General features: G+C 36.3%; 18 protein-coding genes. 4 read left to right on the top strand and 14 right to left on the bottom strand.

Annotation, left to right across the window (positions count from 1 at the left end):
• Positions 1 to 387: 387 nt before the first annotated feature.
• Complete coding sequence (locus ACQKIM_RS25730; protein WP_427549308.1) at positions 388 to 1272, bottom strand: nucleotidyltransferase-like protein; 885 nt, start codon at positions 1270 to 1272, stop codon at positions 388 to 390.
• 147 nt (positions 1273 to 1419) lie between these two features.
• Between ACQKIM_RS25730 and ACQKIM_RS25735 the strand changes: the two genes are divergently transcribed.
• Positions 1420 to 1770, top strand: a complete 351-nt coding sequence (locus ACQKIM_RS25735; protein ID WP_427549310.1) for a YgzB family protein — start codon at positions 1420 to 1422, stop codon at positions 1768 to 1770.
• A 22-nt stretch (positions 1771 to 1792) separates the two neighbouring features.
• Here the strand turns inward: ACQKIM_RS25735 and perR are convergent, their stop codons facing one another.
• The 3 genes from perR to bcp form a co-directional block, all read right to left on the bottom strand.
• Positions 1793 to 2236 carry a peroxide-responsive transcriptional repressor PerR gene (gene perR, locus ACQKIM_RS25740; protein ID WP_427549312.1) on the bottom strand — a complete coding sequence of 148 codons (444 nt, stop codon included), beginning with the start codon at positions 2234 to 2236 and terminating at the stop codon, positions 1793 to 1795.
• Positions 2237 to 2484: 248 nt separating this feature from the next.
• Entirely contained in the window at positions 2485 to 3429 is a 945-nt protein-coding gene (locus tag ACQKIM_RS25745) for a D-2-hydroxyacid dehydrogenase (RefSeq protein WP_427549314.1), read from the bottom strand.
• A complete protein-coding gene (gene bcp, locus ACQKIM_RS25750; protein WP_427549316.1) occupies positions 3426 to 3902 on the bottom strand; it encodes a thioredoxin-dependent thiol peroxidase in 477 nt (158 codons plus the stop codon). The genes ACQKIM_RS25745 and bcp overlap by 4 nt, the downstream gene beginning before the upstream one ends.
• A gap of 130 nt (positions 3903 to 4032) precedes the next feature.
• Between bcp and ACQKIM_RS25755 the strand changes: the two genes are divergently transcribed.
• From ACQKIM_RS25755 to ACQKIM_RS25765, 3 genes are all read left to right on the top strand, one after another.
• The gene (locus ACQKIM_RS25755; protein ID WP_427549318.1) at positions 4033 to 5319 is read left to right on the top strand and encodes a glutamate-1-semialdehyde 2,1-aminomutase; all 1287 of its coding nucleotides are present in this window, start codon (positions 4033 to 4035) and stop codon (positions 5317 to 5319) included.
• A gap of 143 nt (positions 5320 to 5462) precedes the next feature.
• Positions 5463 to 6551: an FUSC family protein gene (locus ACQKIM_RS25760; protein WP_427549319.1), complete on the top strand. Its 1089-nt coding sequence runs from the start codon at positions 5463 to 5465 to the stop codon at positions 6549 to 6551.
• Positions 6552 to 6686: 135 nt separating this feature from the next.
• Positions 6687 to 7319 (top strand): TerD family protein, encoded by a 633-nt coding sequence (locus tag ACQKIM_RS25765; protein ID WP_427549321.1) that lies wholly within the window; start codon positions 6687 to 6689, stop codon positions 7317 to 7319.
• Positions 7320 to 7464: 145 nt separating this feature from the next.
• Here ACQKIM_RS25765 and ACQKIM_RS25770 read toward each other — a convergent pair whose 3' ends face one another.
• From ACQKIM_RS25770 to ACQKIM_RS25815, 10 genes are all read right to left on the bottom strand, one after another.
• The gene (locus tag ACQKIM_RS25770; RefSeq protein WP_427549323.1) at positions 7465 to 8499 is read right to left on the bottom strand and encodes a toxic anion resistance protein; all 1035 of its coding nucleotides are present in this window, start codon (positions 8497 to 8499) and stop codon (positions 7465 to 7467) included.
• A gap of 22 nt (positions 8500 to 8521) precedes the next feature.
• Positions 8522 to 10153 carry a YceG family protein gene (locus tag ACQKIM_RS25775; protein WP_427549325.1) on the bottom strand — a complete coding sequence of 544 codons (1632 nt, stop codon included), beginning with the start codon at positions 10151 to 10153 and terminating at the stop codon, positions 8522 to 8524.
• Positions 10154 to 10248: 95 nt separating this feature from the next.
• Positions 10249 to 11061 (bottom strand): HAD family hydrolase, encoded by an 813-nt coding sequence (locus ACQKIM_RS25780; protein ID WP_427549327.1) that lies wholly within the window; start codon positions 11059 to 11061, stop codon positions 10249 to 10251.
• Between the two features lie 11 nt (positions 11062 to 11072).
• Complete coding sequence (locus ACQKIM_RS25785) at positions 11073 to 12173, bottom strand: cysteine protease StiP family protein (RefSeq protein ID WP_427549329.1); 1101 nt, start codon at positions 12171 to 12173, stop codon at positions 11073 to 11075.
• Positions 12170 to 13531, bottom strand: coding sequence for a phosphoribosyltransferase family protein (locus tag ACQKIM_RS25790; protein WP_427549330.1), 1362 nt, complete (start codon positions 13529 to 13531; stop codon positions 12170 to 12172). The genes ACQKIM_RS25785 and ACQKIM_RS25790 overlap by 4 nt, the downstream gene beginning before the upstream one ends.
• The gene (locus ACQKIM_RS25795; RefSeq protein ID WP_427549331.1) at positions 13512 to 14705 is read right to left on the bottom strand and encodes an HpcH/HpaI aldolase/citrate lyase family protein; all 1194 of its coding nucleotides are present in this window, start codon (positions 14703 to 14705) and stop codon (positions 13512 to 13514) included. The genes ACQKIM_RS25790 and ACQKIM_RS25795 overlap by 20 nt, the downstream gene beginning before the upstream one ends.
• Positions 14706 to 14790: 85 nt before the next feature.
• Positions 14791 to 15537, bottom strand: coding sequence for a TerC family protein (locus tag ACQKIM_RS25800; protein ID WP_427549333.1), 747 nt, complete (start codon positions 15535 to 15537; stop codon positions 14791 to 14793).
• Between the two features lie 33 nt (positions 15538 to 15570).
• Positions 15571 to 16146 carry a TerD family protein gene (locus ACQKIM_RS25805; protein ID WP_427549335.1) on the bottom strand — a complete coding sequence of 192 codons (576 nt, stop codon included), beginning with the start codon at positions 16144 to 16146 and terminating at the stop codon, positions 15571 to 15573.
• A 35-nt stretch (positions 16147 to 16181) separates the two neighbouring features.
• Complete coding sequence (locus ACQKIM_RS25810; RefSeq protein ID WP_427549337.1) at positions 16182 to 16763, bottom strand: TerD family protein; 582 nt, start codon at positions 16761 to 16763, stop codon at positions 16182 to 16184.
• A 24-nt stretch (positions 16764 to 16787) separates the two neighbouring features.
• Complete coding sequence (locus tag ACQKIM_RS25815; protein ID WP_427549339.1) at positions 16788 to 17405, bottom strand: TerD family protein; 618 nt, start codon at positions 17403 to 17405, stop codon at positions 16788 to 16790.
• Between the last annotated feature and the right edge of the window lie 442 nt (positions 17406 to 17847).

Below are 17847 nucleotides of genomic sequence, written 5' to 3' on the forward strand. Positions count from 1 at the left end.
AGCGTTCGTCCTGAGCCAGGATCAAACTCTCCATAAAAGAAATTTGATTAGCTCAAATTGTTTTGCTGGCATCAATTTTGATGTCCAAATTTTTTTGTTTTGTTCACCAACAGAAGCTAGCTACTAAAAACTTTATTGATTACGTTTTGCTTGTTCAGTTTTCAAGGTTCATGATTCAGTCGTTTTTCAGCGACTTCTTTATATTAACACCTTACTCAATTCCTGTCAATCACTTTTCGAAAAAAGTTTTTTGAAGTTATCAAGTTTTGCTATGTCTTAGCGACAATTAATATAATACAATATTATTATATTTGACGTCAATACTTTTTATAAAAAAAAATATCGAGGTATTAGTATATACCTCGACTACAAGCATACTACAAGTCCTTACTCTATTTCCAGAGCCTCGTTATTCACCTTGTAATGTCGATGGAATATCATTTCACTTTTGGCAGCGATCGGTTCGACAAGAATATAGCCTTTGTCCACTAGATATTCCACAAATACCTCTAAATCAACTGAGTAGTTTACGAGCTCATGATGATCATGCAACTCTTGAATTGTCCAAGCCTCTTTAGATTGCATTACTTCTAATATATGTTGGGCACCGTCTCTAGTACGTGAATGTATCAAAAATTCACTTGCTAAAAACAATAGCTCTAAACGTTTTTCTATCGGTTCATTACTCGAAACAAGCTCTTCATATAATTTATAAATCGCAGGCTCAATTTTTTTCACTTGTGCCCAGACAGTTACTTCAGGATAAAGCCCGCTATCAATAATGGACAAACGACCCAAATGATGTAACGAATCTACAACATGATTATAAGCATCAAGGTAGCTTCCCTTATCAAAATATTCTTTCCCTTCTAAATAGCGTCGAATTAGCTTGGAAAATTGAATGCCTGTTTTAATCTTGCGTCCACTGAACGGGAACTCCTGTAATTCAATTTTCAGTTTATGAAGAAACTCATTGCGATCAAACAATACTCTGCCAAAGAAAATCCAGTCAACAACTTTTCTATTAGAGCCAATTAGCAGCCATTTTCGTATCAACTTCTCTGTAACAGTATGTAAAGCTATTTTATTTCCTTCATATAAGTAATGTTTCGTAAAAACTGGCTTTTCCGCTTCCTTTACAATAATTAGTAAGACTGTATCAAATGTATCTGTAACATTACTTTGTTCTTCACGCTTTTCTACTAAAATAACTCCTATTGTATTCGACTGACTCGCGCGTTCCTGGTATATTGGACGCAAAACTTGCTCCATGTTCAGCCCCCCTATTTATTTACAACCTTTTATTTCGTTAAAAATTCGACATACTCTAAAAGTATTCCTTCTTTCCATGTTCCCAAAGCTAAAATACTTTGTTCTTATATGTTATAGTAGATTTTAGATTGGGAGGCAAGATAATATATGAAACCTTACAAAAATAAAATTAATAAAATACGTTCATTTGCATTAGCCCTAATTTTTATTGGCTTTATCGTTATGTATGGAGGAATTTTCTTTAAAAACAATCCTATTCTCGTCTTAATTTTTATGACACTGGGCGTTCTATGCATCATTGGTAGTACAGTTGTGTATGCTTGGATTGGGCTTCTTTCAACACGAGCGGTTCAAGTAGAATGTCCTAATTGCCATAAACACACAAAAGTATTAGGTCGTGTAGATATGTGTATGTATTGTAATGAGCCATTAACACTGGATCCAACTTTAGAAGGAAAAGAATTTGATCAATCTTATAATAAGACAAAAAAATCCTAGCCCTTATGAGAGCTAGGATTTTTTATTGCACTTTTGCAGATACATCTTTACACGATGGACAAGTACCGTATATCTCTAAGCGATGCGAATGTACATCAAAGCCTGTTACTTGTGATGCAAAATGTTCAATTTCATCGAGACCAGGATAATGGAAATCGACTATTTTCCCACAGCATTCACAAATCATGTGATAATGATCATTTGTAACGAAATCAAAGCGACTCGAAGCGTCACCATAGGTTAGTTCCTTCACTAAACCAACCTCTCGAAATACGCGAAGGTTATTATAGACAGTTGCTACACTCATATTTGGGAATCTTCCTTCAAGTGCTTTATAAATTTCATCGGCAGTTGGATGTGCCATTGATTGAATTAAATATTCCAAAATAGCATGACGCTGAGGAGTAATACGTACACCAGTTGTTTTTAACGTGTCAAGGGCATCCTGTAAATGCGTTGCAGACATCGCCATGCACCTCTTCCATAAATATTCTTAATTTATAATTGTTATAATTAGTGTAGCGAATTAGGCTTAGTTCTGTCAATCGTACACCTTCTAAAACAACAACAATTTTCTAATGAGGGCATATAATCTCTCCAACTTGAATGATCATTGATCTGTTTCCAATTTGTAAGTTGATTACCGTTTAGCAAGACGCTTTCCTAAAATATAGTCTGCACTTCAATCAACACATCACCACCTTTGATGATGACTTAATAGCCTCTTGATAAATCCATCATATTTTCTAAATCCTTTTCACCACGTAACCATTTCTCTAAACTTGGCTTAAAAATTTCTAAGCTACGTTCAACATATCGTGAAGAGTGACTTGAAATATGTGGAGATACAATAACATTCGGTAAAGACCATAATGGATGATCTGCTGCTAATGGCTCTTGTTCAAATACATCTAAAACAACATAGCCAATTTCGCCTGCTTGAATGGCATGAATTAAAATATTTTCATCTACTAAGTTACCACGTCCAAAATTCATAAAGATGGTATTAGTTTTCATTGCTTTAAAATGCTCTTGTTTCAAGAGATGTGTTGTTTCATCCGTTTTAGGTAATACAGAAATGACGATATCAGCCTTAGGTAAAGCTTCTATTAATTGATCAAAACACACTATGTTATCCATATACGTCGCTTCTTTCCCTGAACGGTTACAGCCAATAGTTGTTACACCAAAAGCCTGTAATAAACGACCTACCTCTGAGCCAATAGCGCCTGGTCCTAGAATAAGCGCAGTACTGTCTCGTAATTCAGATTGCTTTGCTTTTTTTGACCATTCACTTTTCTTTTGTTGCTCATACATCCATGGCAGCGCACGTTTAATAGCTAAAATATGAGCAAGCATCGATTCTGCCATTGGCGTTTTGTGAATACCTCGCACATTCGAAACTAAGATATTTCGTTCAATAATAGCTTGAGCTGGCATTTTTTCAATTCCAGCCGAGGCCACAAAAATCCACTTCAGATTTGTTGCATAATTCATATTTTCATTATTTAAATCCTCACCATATGTAACAAGTACATCTGCTCTTTTCAACTCATCAATGGATAAGCCAGTCTCAAAAATAAAATCAACCTGTGGAAACTCAGCAACTAACGGCTCACGTAAATCAGGTCTTGGTTCAAATGTAAAATAAATTCTCATTTTGCTGCCTCCCATTCTGCTAAATAGGTATATACCTCTCCAATATGATTTTTCACACGTACCTTGCGCCAAGCTCTGAGAAGATTCCCCTCTGTATCAATTAAAAATGTTGAGCGTTCTATTCCCATATACTCACGTCCATACATCTTCTTCAACACCCATACGCCATATGCCTCTGCAACTACATGATCCTCATCCACAAGAAGGGAGAATGGCAGTCCATGCTTATCAATAAATTTGGTATGCTTTTTTGCATCATCAGGGCTGATACCAAGCACAACTGCATTTAGTTGACTAAAATCCTCATGCTTGTCACGGAAATCGCATGCCTCAGTCGTGCATCCAGGTGTCATATCTTTTGGATAAAAATAGACTATAACATTTCGTCCTCTGAAATCTGCTAATTTTACCGTTTCTCCTCTTTCATTTATAAGAGAAAAATCTGGCGCTTTTTTTCCTTCTATTAAAGTCACAATAATCTCCTCCTCTGTAGGTTCTATTTTACTCCAATTGATAAAACAAGTCATATCCCTTAATTTCTTTGGATTTCTGACACTGATAGGTCTACAATAGAGTACGTATAAAGACATAGGAGGCAATCATATGAATCACACAAAATCTGAGGCAATACATGCGGAAGCGCTACAGCATATCGTTGGTGGTGTAAATAGCCCTTCTCGTTCTTATAAAGCAGTGGGTGGTGGCTCACCTGTAGCAATGATTCGTGGTAAGGGAGCTTACTTTTGGGATGTTGACGGCAATCGTTATATTGACTATCTAGCGGCATATGGACCTATCGTAACTGGACATGGTCACCCACATATTGCGAAGGCTATTGCACATGCAGCTGAAAATGGTACATTGTTTGGAACCCCGACTGAATACGAGGTTACTTTTGCTAAAATGCTAAAAGAAGCAATCCCATCTATGGATAAGGTACGTTTTAATAACTCTGGTACAGAAGCAGTAATGACAACTATTCGTGTTGCACGTGCCTATACAGGACGTACGAAAATAATGAAATTTGCAGGTTGCTACCACGGTCACTTTGATTTAGTATTAGTAGCTGCTGGTTCAGGTCCTGCTACATTAGGAACACCAGACTCAGCAGGTGTAACGACTTCTACTGCTGAGGAAGTAATTACTGTACCGTTTAATAATCCTGACGCCTTTACTGAAGCAATGGATAAATGGGGCAAAGAAATTGCTGCTATCTTAATAGAACCAATCGTAGGGAACTTCGGTATTGTTGAGCCAAATCCCGGTTTCCTAGAGCTAGTACATGCTACTGCAAAAGAAACAGGAGCATTGACTATTTATGATGAGGTTATCACAGCATTCCGCTTCCATTATGGTGGCGCTCAAAACTTACTTGGACTAACACCTGATTTAACAGCACTTGGGAAAGTTATTGGTGGTGGTCTACCAATCGGTGCATACGGTGGACGTAAAGAAATAATGGATACAGTTGCACCACTTGGTCCAGCCTATCAAGCAGGAACTATGGCTGGAAACCCTGCATCGATGCAGGCTGGTATTGCCTGCTTAGAAGTGCTACAAACGCCAGGGATTTACGATGAAATGGATAAACTAGGTGGAATTTTAGAAGATGGTATTTTGGCTGCAGCTAAAAAGCATGGAGTGACAATCACATTAAATCGTCTCAAAGGGGCACTAACTATTTACTTTACAGATGTGAAAGTAGAAAACTATGATCAAGCAGAAAGCGCTGACGGAGAAATCTTTGGTCGCTTCTTCAAATTAATGCTTAATCAGGGTATCAATCTAGCTCCATCGAAATATGAAGCATGGTTCTTAACTACTGAACATACTGAAGCGGATATTCTGGAAACAATTAAAGCGGTAGATTATGCATTTTCTCAACTATAAACCATCACATTACAAAGGCGACTCGTTAGTATGAGTCGTCTTTTTCTTATGCCAGCATACAAATCTATGTATTTTATGAGCACTTCCTTCTATAATGTAAAGAAGCTTAAAAATTTTAGACAGAAAGGACATCCATATTTTCTATGAAATTAGGTGCCCGTGTATTTAAAACTGGTGTTGCCATCGTGCTAGCACTCTTTATTGCGGAGTTGCTAAATCTCTCTTCTCCCGTTTTTGCTGGAATTGCTGCAATTTTTGCTATTCAACCATCGATTTATCGATCCTATCAAACGATTGTTGAGCAAGTACAAGCAAATATAATTGGAGCTACCATCGCGGTCATTTTCGGCTTGCTTTTTGGTCACCATGTAGTAGCTGTTGGCATAGCTGTTATTACTGCTATCGGTATAATGTTGAAATTTAAACTTGAAAAATCACTGTCTCTAGCACTCGTAACAGTTGTTGCCATAATGGAGATTCAAGGAGACGACTTCCTGACATTTGGTCTTTTTCGCTTTATTACCATATTAGTTGGGGTGTTAGCAGCCTTTGTTGTTAACCTAGTCTTTTTACCACCAAAGTATGAGGTAAAACTTTTCCGAAAGATTTACTTTTTACAAGATGATATTATTCGATGGACACGACTTGCTGTTCGTCAGGCTTCTGAACATACATCTACAAAGGGAGCATTAAGTAAATTTAAAAATCGTATGTTACGAGTTGATACATTGTATGATTTCTATAAGGAAGAACGCAATTACTTCAAAAATAAAAAGTATGTTAAAGTACGTAAATTAGTGGTCTACCGTCAAATGATTTTAACATCTAAAAAAAGTTTAGAATTGCTGCAACGTTTGCATAATCATGAAAACGAGTTGGCTCAGCTACCTACACAATTTCACTTAATGATTCAGGAGCGACTTGACTTTTTACTTACGTATCATGAACAGCTGCTATTAAAATATACAGGAAAGCTAAAGCCTGAGCATTCTGAATGGAGTAAAAACATCGACTATATTCAACGTAATGAATTGATGGAAATTTTCATCAAACAAATAACCTATGCACATGAGGAAGGCGATACGGAATTTTCGAGCTATCACCTGCTTTATATTTTATCCCGTATACTAGACTACGAAGAAAATTTAGAGCATTTGGATACGCTTATTGTGTCCTATCAAAGCTATCATGGGCATGAGATTAATGTGGAGTTAGAAGATGAGTTTATATAGCAAATGAAATATGTAATTTTACGACAAATTGACTAGTATCAATTTGTCGTTTTTTGATATTTTATATAAATCTGTAAATATTTTTAAACTTTGATACAATATAATTAAATGTAAAAATAAGGGGTGTCAATATTCATGGTAAATTTAAATAAAATTGAATTAACTAAAAAAGGTCAATTCGTTAACTTAACAAAATCACAAAATCAAGAGATTGGTGAAATTCTAGTTAATTTAAACTGGAATCAGAGAACTGAGAGAAATTCAGGCGGCTTTTTTTCTTCTTTATTCGGCACAAACTCTAAAGGAGGGATTGATTTAGATTTAGGATGTCTATATGAAATGACAGATGGTAGTAAAAGTTGTGTTCAGGCTCTTGGTAATGCTTTTGGTAGTTTGCATTCTGCCCCTTTTATTGAACTAGATGGTGATGATCGTACTGGTATGTCAAGTAGCGGTGAAAATTTACGCATTAATGGAAACAAGGTAAGAGACATTAAACGAGTGCTAGTTTATACATTTATCTATGAGGGAGTAGCAAACTGGGCTGAAGCTGATGGGATTGCAACAATCAACTACGGAACAGGTCCTAGCATTGAAGTTCGCTTAAACGAGCATCGTAATGGCAAAAATATGTGTGCAATAGCTATGATTGAAAATGTAAATAATGAGACATTTAAAGTTGAACGACTTGTTGAATATTTTAAGGGGCATCAAGATATGGACAAAGCCTACAATTGGGGGCTATCATGGCGTTCAGGCAGAAAATAAGCAGTTACTAACACTTGCAACTTATACATATTAAGTACCTTAGAGTGCATTTTTCAAAGTTTACTGTATATTGGAGTTTCTCAGTTACATGAAATACAAAAGAAGCTGACATCATTTCTTTTAAATGATGTCAGCTTTTAAAGATTCACGTCCTTAATGCCATCAGTTGTGCCTCTGATATCTTACGCTGTGCTGTTAATTCACTTTGAAGCTTACGATAATTAGTAATACCCGCAATAATAGTATCCCACATTTCCTCAAGTGTTTGTGTTGTTTCAGATTGCTGAGCTAGAGCAGTGCTCAATTGAACTGCTTCATTACTGACTCCTCCAAACTGCTTCACACGATTTTCAAAGGCTGATGCAGATTGACTCTGTAATTGCTGCTGCCTTTCATTCACCGCATTCATTATTCCCATTTTAAATACAGGGATGGTCTTAACAAAAGCACCATTAATTTGTTCAATCAATTCACTATTACCATTACGTAGCATCTCGATTTGCGGGGCTGTTAAAATGGCAACCATACGTGATTTCTCCAACTCATCTATTTTCTGTTGCATCAACTCGACAATTGCTTGTAAACGATTAAGCTCCATTTTTGCGACTTGATTGCCAGCCTCGCTCTGTTTTTCATACATAGGTATTAGTGTTGTTTGCACTTCATGTAATTTCATATCTGCTGCGACAATATATTTTTCAAGCTCAAGGTAGAACATCAAATCCTCATTATATAACCGAGCCAGTACTCGATTATCCTTCGCTAATTCCTCTTCCATAAGCACAAATTGATAATGAATTTTTTCAATATCTCTACTGAGTACATTGTATTTCGTAAATAAATCATCTTCTTTTTTGGTTTTACGTGAAAATAGCTTCTTAAAAAAACCCTTTTGCTCAGCAAAATCTTTTTTATCAAATGTCAACATTAAGGCTTCAAGCTGTTTAAATAATTCTCTTGATTCATAGGATGCTGATTGGGTGATTAAGTCTAAAATTTGATCTGCGAATTTTGCTAATTTTGTAGCTGGCTCTCTTCCCAATGCCATTAAGTCCAGCTGATTTTTTACATTAATCTGATTGGCAATTTGTTGTACCTCTGCATTTTCCCATAATTGTTGTTTGACGGCTTCTGCTGTTTCCACTGTCAATTGTTCAATTGTCGTAGGGTTATTTGACATTCGTGCCGCCTCCTTCCTGTCATCAGAAAAAACGATTAAAGAGCTTTTTAATGATTTTATCTGGTGCAGATTTTTGCTGCTTTGGTTCTTCATAGGGCAAGTCAAATAGCATATGCTCTAAACGGTGTACATCGTATGAATCCTCTTGCAAGTGCCTTTCTAAGTCTAGTTTGCCTGTCGGGTTATAAAATACAATATCCATACCAAAACGATTTAAAAACGCCAGTAATGCAATGTCCTCACGTGATAAAGCAGGCTGCTGCGGCGCTTGATATAAGACAAGTTTAGGTACCTCTTGAGAGTAGTCAAAGCTCTGCAGTAATCGCAGTATATCCTGTGGAATCATCGTCATCTGCTTAAATAAAAATAACTGTAAATCATATAAATTCTCATTTGACTGTTGTTTTAACATGGGTTGTTCACATGAAGTTTTTATCGTGTGAGCCATTGCACGCTGTAGCTCTAATGGTAACTCTCCATACTGCCACCAATCACTTTGCATAATGCGCTCCACTGATAGCTCACCATTTACTAAGCAATGCTTATAGTGAAAATGGAAGTTGGCCTTGCTCGTTTTTGAATAAGGGAACTCCTGCACAAAAACGGTTTGCGGACTTGCCAATAATTGATGCATATAATCCCAGTATTCTTCACGTCGGCTCGACACCCCACTAATTTTTGCAAATATTACTGGAATGACTACTTCATCACCGATAACTTCAAATTTCGGTCGAACCATTGCCTTCTCTTTCGCATAAATAAATATATCATCATAGGTCATTCTTAGTGTTAAGGAGCGTGGCATAAGATCTTTAAATTGCCAAGGCTTAAAGACTCCTGATTGCCGATCATGCATTAATTGTTCAAAATGCTGACTTGAACGATAACCTACAGTTGCCTGACGATCGCGTAACTTGTCAGGAAATGGCTGTAAAGTTGTTTCATTTGCATACGAATAACTGATAGAAAACGAATCTGTAGAATCAATCTCTGCAAATTCATCTATTTTAGCCGGATGAAAAATCAATACATCACAGCCAAGCTCCATTAATAGTAATAGAAAATAAAGCTGACTAATAGTCGTTTCTCCATACCAAACAACCTTAGGGAAATCATCTGTCGGCTTCATTGCCTTTGTCCATTGAATCCAATGATTTTTTAACCACTTCACCATATCAATTAAAAAACGACGAAATTCATTTGCTAGCAGGCCTAAAGATTGTTGTTGCTGAAAAAGCTCTACAACTTTAATGGTTGCTAGCTGTAAATGTCGATTCATTACACTATCATCGTGCTTGGGTATTAATTGATATCCATACATCATTGCCACTAATCGATTAATAGACAGCCCTTTAGGTGTTTGCTGATGTTGTTCTAGAATCGTTTGTATGGCCTGAAAATCTTTTTGATCAATATTCTTATTTAATTCTTCACTTAAAATATGAATATTTTGGTTTTGTGACATGGTAAATAATGAATTGAAATAATCATCTTCTTCAATTGGAACTCCTAGTACACGTACAGCAATTCGACTAAAAGTTATTTGTTGTGATGTTTCCTCATATAATGCACGATTCTTTGGTGAATCTCGAAACGCCTGTAGCCAATCATCAGGATTACGCTCCAACACTGATTGAATTGTGATTGTTTGCATACAAACGCACCTCCTAGAAATCATCCTCAGCATATGCTTAAGAATTCATTTGCCATAGAATGGTCTTACCTATGACAACAAATCAATATTTAAAACTATATTACCGTTTGTTGTGTGGCAATTTGTAAAACTGCTTCAAGCAAATCTTTTGTAAATGCTTCACCATTATGAATTGAGTAGGTAGCATTCGGTAGAACCTTTGGCTGTTTATCCTTTAAATCTCCGTGATTCGGTGTAAAAGCTAAATCAGCCATTGATAGCATTCCATAATCCATAATAGAATCGCCTGCTGCTATATGCACATCGTATGTACAAAATTCCTTCATATATTCTATTGCCGCTTCCTTTGTCAGTACCTTGGGCATAAAATACAATTTTTTTCCTTGTAGAAGAACGTACCAGCCATGGGCGTCAAACTCCTGAATCATTACTTGTAATTCATCCTGGCGTAAAATTTCAATATCCACATGATGTACATAAAATAGATCATCTATATAGAAAGAACGTTGTAGCCATGCATCGGATTTGACCGTTTGAAAAAGCTTTAACATATCCCCTCGTGGAATGGAGGAATCTTCAATACGTCTACATAGTGTTTTCGTCCATTTGTCATATGGCTGACCCTTTTCTAATATTGTACCCCCATTGCTTGTAATTGCAAAAGTAGGGCACAAGTCATTAATAAAATGTATTCTCTGATATTGATGCAAAGCTCTTGTCGTAACAGGTACAAATAGTGTTTGTTGATGTACCTGCTGCAATAAAGTTGCTGTTGCATTTGTCATCATACTCATGTCTTTATTATCATTCTGCTCAACTACAACTGTCTCTGTAACTGGCGGAAACATCTCCATCATACGTTTAGAATAAATAAGTGTTCTATCTAAATCTGATGTAAATAGTATCATCTTATTCTCCCCTACAATTCTTTTATTAAGCCGCAACATGCATAGGACATCTTTGAATATTGTTCTATCAATACATTTTTTTCACGAGCTAATAATAAAATGTGTTCCAGCTCATGTATGTACTGTGGATTAATTAGGATTTTCCAAGGGATTCGTCGAAGTAAAACTCTTGTTGTTTCCCCAACACCAGGTTTGATAAAATGAATATTTTCAATACCAAAATCCCGCTGAATCTTTTGTACTGACTTCATTCCCTCCCAAGTAATTGGAGTGATGGGTTGCTCCTGAAGTTGCCGTACAATCTCACTCTGCACTTTTTCAAAGCATGTGACAATACGTTCTATGTACAAGTTTGAAACATCCATATCCTCTAATTCTTTGTAGTATTTTGCACCATGAAAATCTTTCTCATCCATAAACTGTAGATTTAAAACTGTTCTACTCACCAATCCAGATACAGTAGAATTTAAACAAGCAGATGGAATTAAAAAATCTTCACGTGTTCCATAAATGGCGGCACAATGACCTGGATCTGCCAAAACAGCTAAATTGGCATTCAATTGTACTTGATGTTGTGTATTAAATTTTTGACAAGAATGTAGTAATTCATTGGTAATAGCCCCCTTACCCGTCCAACCATCAATAAATTGAAGACAACCTTGCGGATGTTGTGTCAAAATGTAACGAATTGCTGTTTCATCAAACCCACGACCACGCAGAATAGAAATTGAGTAATGTGGAACATTCACCTTATAGTGCATTTGTATATATCGTTTGATTAAAATGCCAATTGGTGTACCTGCTCTCGCCAAACTAACTAGTATTAAATTGTCCAGTCCTCTATTTTGGATGATTTGTTCTGCTACTACACCAACAGCTATTGCTATTCTTTCAGCGTAAGTATTTAAAGTTTTATAAAATAGATCCATATATGTTTTAGATGGTTGATATTCCATTGGTAGCATTTCAGAATAGTGCGTACCTGTCTGGATAAGTTGTTCACGCTTTTCATTATCCATTTCAAGAAAAACATTACTAATATCACGCAATAAAAAAATAACATCCTCTGAAGTATAGCTCCCCATTTTATCTGGCTGTAAAGTCGATATCATCGTTCTACCTCCATTTCATGCATACAAATCACATATATTTTTGTACTACTGATGGATTGTAGTACCTCTATCACCCGGGCAATTATCTCTTTACTTGCTATACGTTCCACAATAAAGAAAAGTTCCGAATATGGCCGATTTTGTATATTATATAAATAATTTTCAACCCCATTGTTCTCTGGGCTTTCAAAGACTATTTTTTCTGTTATCGTATAGTCTAGTTCATCTGTACAATAGATTGGACTACGGGTCGACGATTGAAAATAAACATCTTCCCCTAAATAAGAAGCAATTTGCATAGGGACATACATAAATTCCCCTGTTCCGACAACAAGTGCTGGCCCATCCGTTCGTAGCTCTCTTAATTGCTTGGCGATTGCCTGTAACACTTTCTTTTGTTCGATATGCTGAATGGATGTTAACATAAATCTTCCTGTCGCTAGTACATAAGGTTGATTGTTTACAAGACCATTCTCTGCAATAGAACGATAGAATTTGCGATCAAGAGATTCTTTGGTTGATAATAGTGTCATGTCCCGTGCAGCACATGTTGTTATTTTAGGTTGCTCGATTGCTAAATTTGGTGTCCCACTACAGTTAAATTGACCGCACATAATTGCGATGAATTCAATAGAGATTCCCCATTGCTCCTCTAATTGCCGAAAGACTATTTGCTGCTGTTCTGAACGCCAATCTAAAATAGATAGCACAGCATACTCCCTAACAAGAGGAAATTTTTGTCTTAATGTTTGAATAATATTAATAACTGTATTTCCAGTAGTAATCTCATCATCGATTAACACAATGCGCTTAGCTTGCAGTAAAATATTAGGCTCCTCTGTATAAATACTATGGCTTGTCGCATGAGAATGTTCTTCCTCAAATGTAACAAATGGTTCGAAATCCGGAAGTACTTCACGCGTGGTATGGATATACATGGCATTTGTTTGGAATGCATTAAATACGGCATGTCCAAGTGCAGTGGCTGTCTCAGCAAATCCAATAAACAATGTTTCCTCAGTCAACTGCATGCATTCCTCCGTGGAATTCTGAACTTCATCCAACTTTGTGCATTCTTTTATTGCTTTTACAACAGATGGCATAGCAATCACACGTTGACCAGTAAGATGCTGATTATACATCATGGCTAGAAGGGTTCCAGTAAGTAATGGCACTTGCGGGCGAACAGCTAAATGCTTACCAAGCACGGTGCTCACAAACAAAAACTGTCTCTTCTTATTAATACGTGCCGCCATTTTAAATAAATCTGTCAATGCAAAATTGTGGGGATTATGAGCGACTTCAATATCGATTGTATAATTTGGCAAAATTCTTAGTTTACTCATTTGTTGATGCATAAACACTACCACCTATTTCAGAATTTAATAATAGTGAGGCAAAATCTAAAGATTCATGATAAACGCCATAGACATGTGCCTGTTTTATGATTCGCTGTGCCCATCTCATATGTGGTTTAATTTCATTCATTTTATTAGCATAGTGACTTTTCATAACACCTTTGCGACCATCACTATTTTCTACAATACTTAATGCATCTAAATACTCCTCATACGAAATAGCATATAGTGCATGAACAACACGGATATGACTAGGATGAATGACCGTTTTACCCATAATGCCGTTCTGTTTATCCATTAAAACTTCCTTCATTAATCCATCTAAACAATCGTCTAATAATGCTTTCCGTGTATCAAGCGCACCTTTTTCACTAAATGGCGTCATCCTTAACGCGGGTTTTAATACACGCTGATTACTAAAATACTCCCATACAGGCCCTGAAATAACAAAACCATCTTCCTCACGACCTAAGATATTTACTATATCTGCTATACAATCTCTGATCACACTGATATCGTAAATGGTCGAATCCATACGGCGGCGAATTCCATAAATACCACAAAAATCAGTTGCACCAATACGCACATTTAATACGCGCTCCCTGTATTGATGAAGAACCTCTTTGATGCCTAATAACGCTTGCATGCGAGATTCCTTATATAATACCTCACGACTTTCTAAAATTGGCATACCATATAAGGTTAAATCATGATCCAAAATGGTTTGTTCAAGTAACTCAAAATATCGGGCTCCTTGTGTTGCCGTAAATTTCGGAAATACATAACCTGTTAATATTTCTTGCTTCTTCCCTAATGAAGTTGTTAAATAATTGAATTGCTCAACATGACGTACACGAATAAAAAGTAGTGGTAAATCTTCTAGTAGTAATTGTTTTTGATTATATAGTGCATATAACTCACTAATATCCTCAATCAATTTTGCTTCACAATCTAGTAACTCTGTATCCCCTACTGCATCCTCTAAGTCAATGACGAGTGATGTAAGTTCTTTATATTTTTGAGATTGAATCAACCCCACAATATTAGGCATGGAAGCTGGCATATACAAAGTCGCCCCTAAGGCATATGACAAAATATCTGGTTTGTCCCATTTTGTAAAAGGCTGTGGCTTCTTATAAAAAATCGTCTCTGCTTCTGTTGCAAAGTGTTGCATCTAATCCTCTCCCCAGTAATAGTAGGCCGTCTGTGAAAAAAGCACTGTATCAGCCTGTTCCTTACAGACCAATACAGTGCCTTGTTTACACTGTTGTTTTCTTATTCATCTTGTGTACAACAAATGTTAATAAGAATGCAGCAATTAGAATAATAAAGAATATTTCATGTGAAAGATGGAATCCAAAAATACTAGCAAACATCTTCAGTGCAATAATCGCTATTAAAATATAGGCAGTTGTTTCAAGCTCTGGCACTCTTTCTATCAATGAAAGGAATACACCAGCGATGGTACGCATCATAATGATCCCTAAAACTCCACCTAATAATAAGACCCATACTTGATCTGATATCGCAAAAGCTGCTAGTATTGAGTCTACTGAAAAGGCAATATCCATTAATTCAACTGAAATAACAGTCGCCCAGAACGTACCAAAGACACGAACCATCCAACCCGTCTTTTTAAACTCATGTGCTTCTCCTTCATCATCGCTCTTATTTTTAAAATGCAGTATGACTAACCACATTAAATAAGTCGCACCAATTACTTTAACAATGGAGAACTTCACGAGGTAAACACCAATACCGATGAAGAGAAACCTGAAGAAATACGCTCCAAACATCCCATACATTAACGCTTTTTTTCGCTGATGCTTTGGAAGATGTTTAACAAGTACTGCTAAAACTAACGCATTGTCTGCAGACAATAGACCTTCCATAATAATCAATGAAAAAATTAGGCCCCATGATACTGGATCTGTTAAAACCTGCCCCCACATGTGCCAGTTAAAAAACTGTGCATATGTATTTAATATCTCGTTGATAACGTCCAAAAAAGACCCTCCGTCATGTTCCTATCCAAGTATTTATTGTAGGCCATATGCATTGACTAATGCTGCTAAGCCACCCTGATAGCCTGAGCCTACTGCGGCAAATTTCCACTCACCATTATGGCGGTACAGCTCACAGAATACAACAGCTGTTTCAATGCTAAAATCTTCGCCTAAATCATAGCGCAATACTTCTGCCCCTGACTCTTCATTTGTCAAACGAACATAGGCATTCAGAACCTGACCGAAGTTTTGATGACGACCCTCCGCATCATAAATTGTAACCGTCACTACAATCTTTTCAATTTGTGGAGACACTTGCTTTAAGTTTACTAGAACTTTTTCATCATCCCCATCACCTTCTCCTGTACGGTTATCGCCAGTATGCACAACAGATTGATCTTGGCTCGATAAATTATTGTAAAAGATAAAGTCTTGTTCATTACGACATTTACCTGATGCATCTAGTAAAAATACAGATGCATCAAGGTCAAAGTCTTGTCCACCATCAAATTGCTTTACATCCCAGCCTAAGCCAATTCCAATGCTGTTTAGACCTGGATCTTGCTTTGTTAAATCAATACGTTGCCCTTTACTTAATTGAATAGCCATTGAAAATCTCCCTTTCTGTTTAAAGTTGAAATTTTTTAGTTTACACTCAAGCCATAATCGTTACATAAAGCAGCTAAGCCACCCTGATAGCCAGCACCAATTGCATTAAATTTCCATTCTCCGTTATGACGGTATAATTCCCCTACTACGATAGCTGTTTCAATACTGAAATCCTCACCTAAATCATAACGAATAATTTCTTCATTTGAAGCAGCATTAACAATACGAATATAGGCATTAGAAACCATACCAAAGTTCTGACTACGTGCCTCTGCATCATGAATTGTTACAGTAAATGCTAGTCGTTGTATATGTGCAGGTACTTGTGTTAATGCAACTTTCACCACTTCATCGTCACCTTCACCAACACCAGTTAAATTATCACCTGAATGTTCAACAGAGCCATTGCCACCTGTTATATTATTGTAGAAAATAAAATCATTTTGATCTGCTACTTTGCCTGTATCTGCAAGTAAAAATACAGATGAGTCTAAATCGAAATCATTTCCACCATCATATTTATTTGTATCCCATCCTAAACCAACAACTACATTTGTTAACCCTGGATTTGTTTTTGTTAAATCTACCTTTTGACCTTTTTGTAATGAAATAGCCATTATCTTTCTCCTCCTAGTTATTATTTATTGATATCTTCGAACAATGTCGCCAAGTTTCACATCATTTGTTCCTGTACCAACTGCAGCAAATTTCCACTCATTGTTATGACGGTAAATTTCACCACAGATTAACGTCGTTAAATTCGAATAGTTATCAGTTAAATTATAGCGAATTAACTCACTACCTGTCCTGTCATCATACACTCGAATATATGCATTTTGAATCATGCCAAAATGTTGATTACGACCTGCTGCATCATAGATGTTTACAACAAACACCAGCTTGTTATAATGCGTTGGTACAGACGACAGTTCAATTGTAATAACTTCATCATCACCATCGCCATCACCAGTTAAATTATCACCTGAATGTTGAACAGAACGGCAGTTACTTGTTAATTTTCCAAAATAAACAACATCGTCTCCCGCAACAACCTTATCATCTTGCAGCATTAATACAGAGGCATCACAGTCGATATTTCTGCCACTGCCGCTATTTCTACTTGAAAATAAGCCTCCAAATAAACCACCGCTTTTTTCTTGACTTACAGGGTCCCAGCCTAATCCTACTTTAATTTTATTTAAACCAGCATTTCCCTTTGTTAAATCGACTCGTTGCCCTTTTTGCAAATTAATTCCCAATTCAATCACCCTCCTAAACTATGTGTTGCCAACTGCTAAAGATTATATGTAAAGAAATAATCTACATGTAATGTCGAATCTTTTTATATTTCATAAAAGATTGTCGTTTTTCACCTTTATATTAAGTCTAAAATAACATTACAAAAAATTCAATTAATGGCTCCAAAAAGGTTAATCATTTTTTTCTGGTTCAATGCCAACATGAGCCTTATTTTTCGAAAATTCTTCATAAAGACGTTTTCACTGTAAATGGGTTTCTTTTAACACAGTAAAAAAACCTTCTAACTTGTAGAAGGTTCATAGTGTTGAAATAAGATTATGTCAATGAAAATGCCACAAATTTTTTATGGCATTTTTATGATTCTATTTGTTTTTTTAAACAGATTCTTCTATAATTTCATGTGTTAGGTGTAGACCAATTTGCTTGAGTGAGCGGAGTTTG

The sequence above is a fragment of the Lysinibacillus sp. NPDC047702 genome (genome assembly GCF_050272555.1).
Classification (GTDB): Bacteria; Bacillota; Bacilli; order Bacillales_A; family Planococcaceae; genus Lysinibacillus.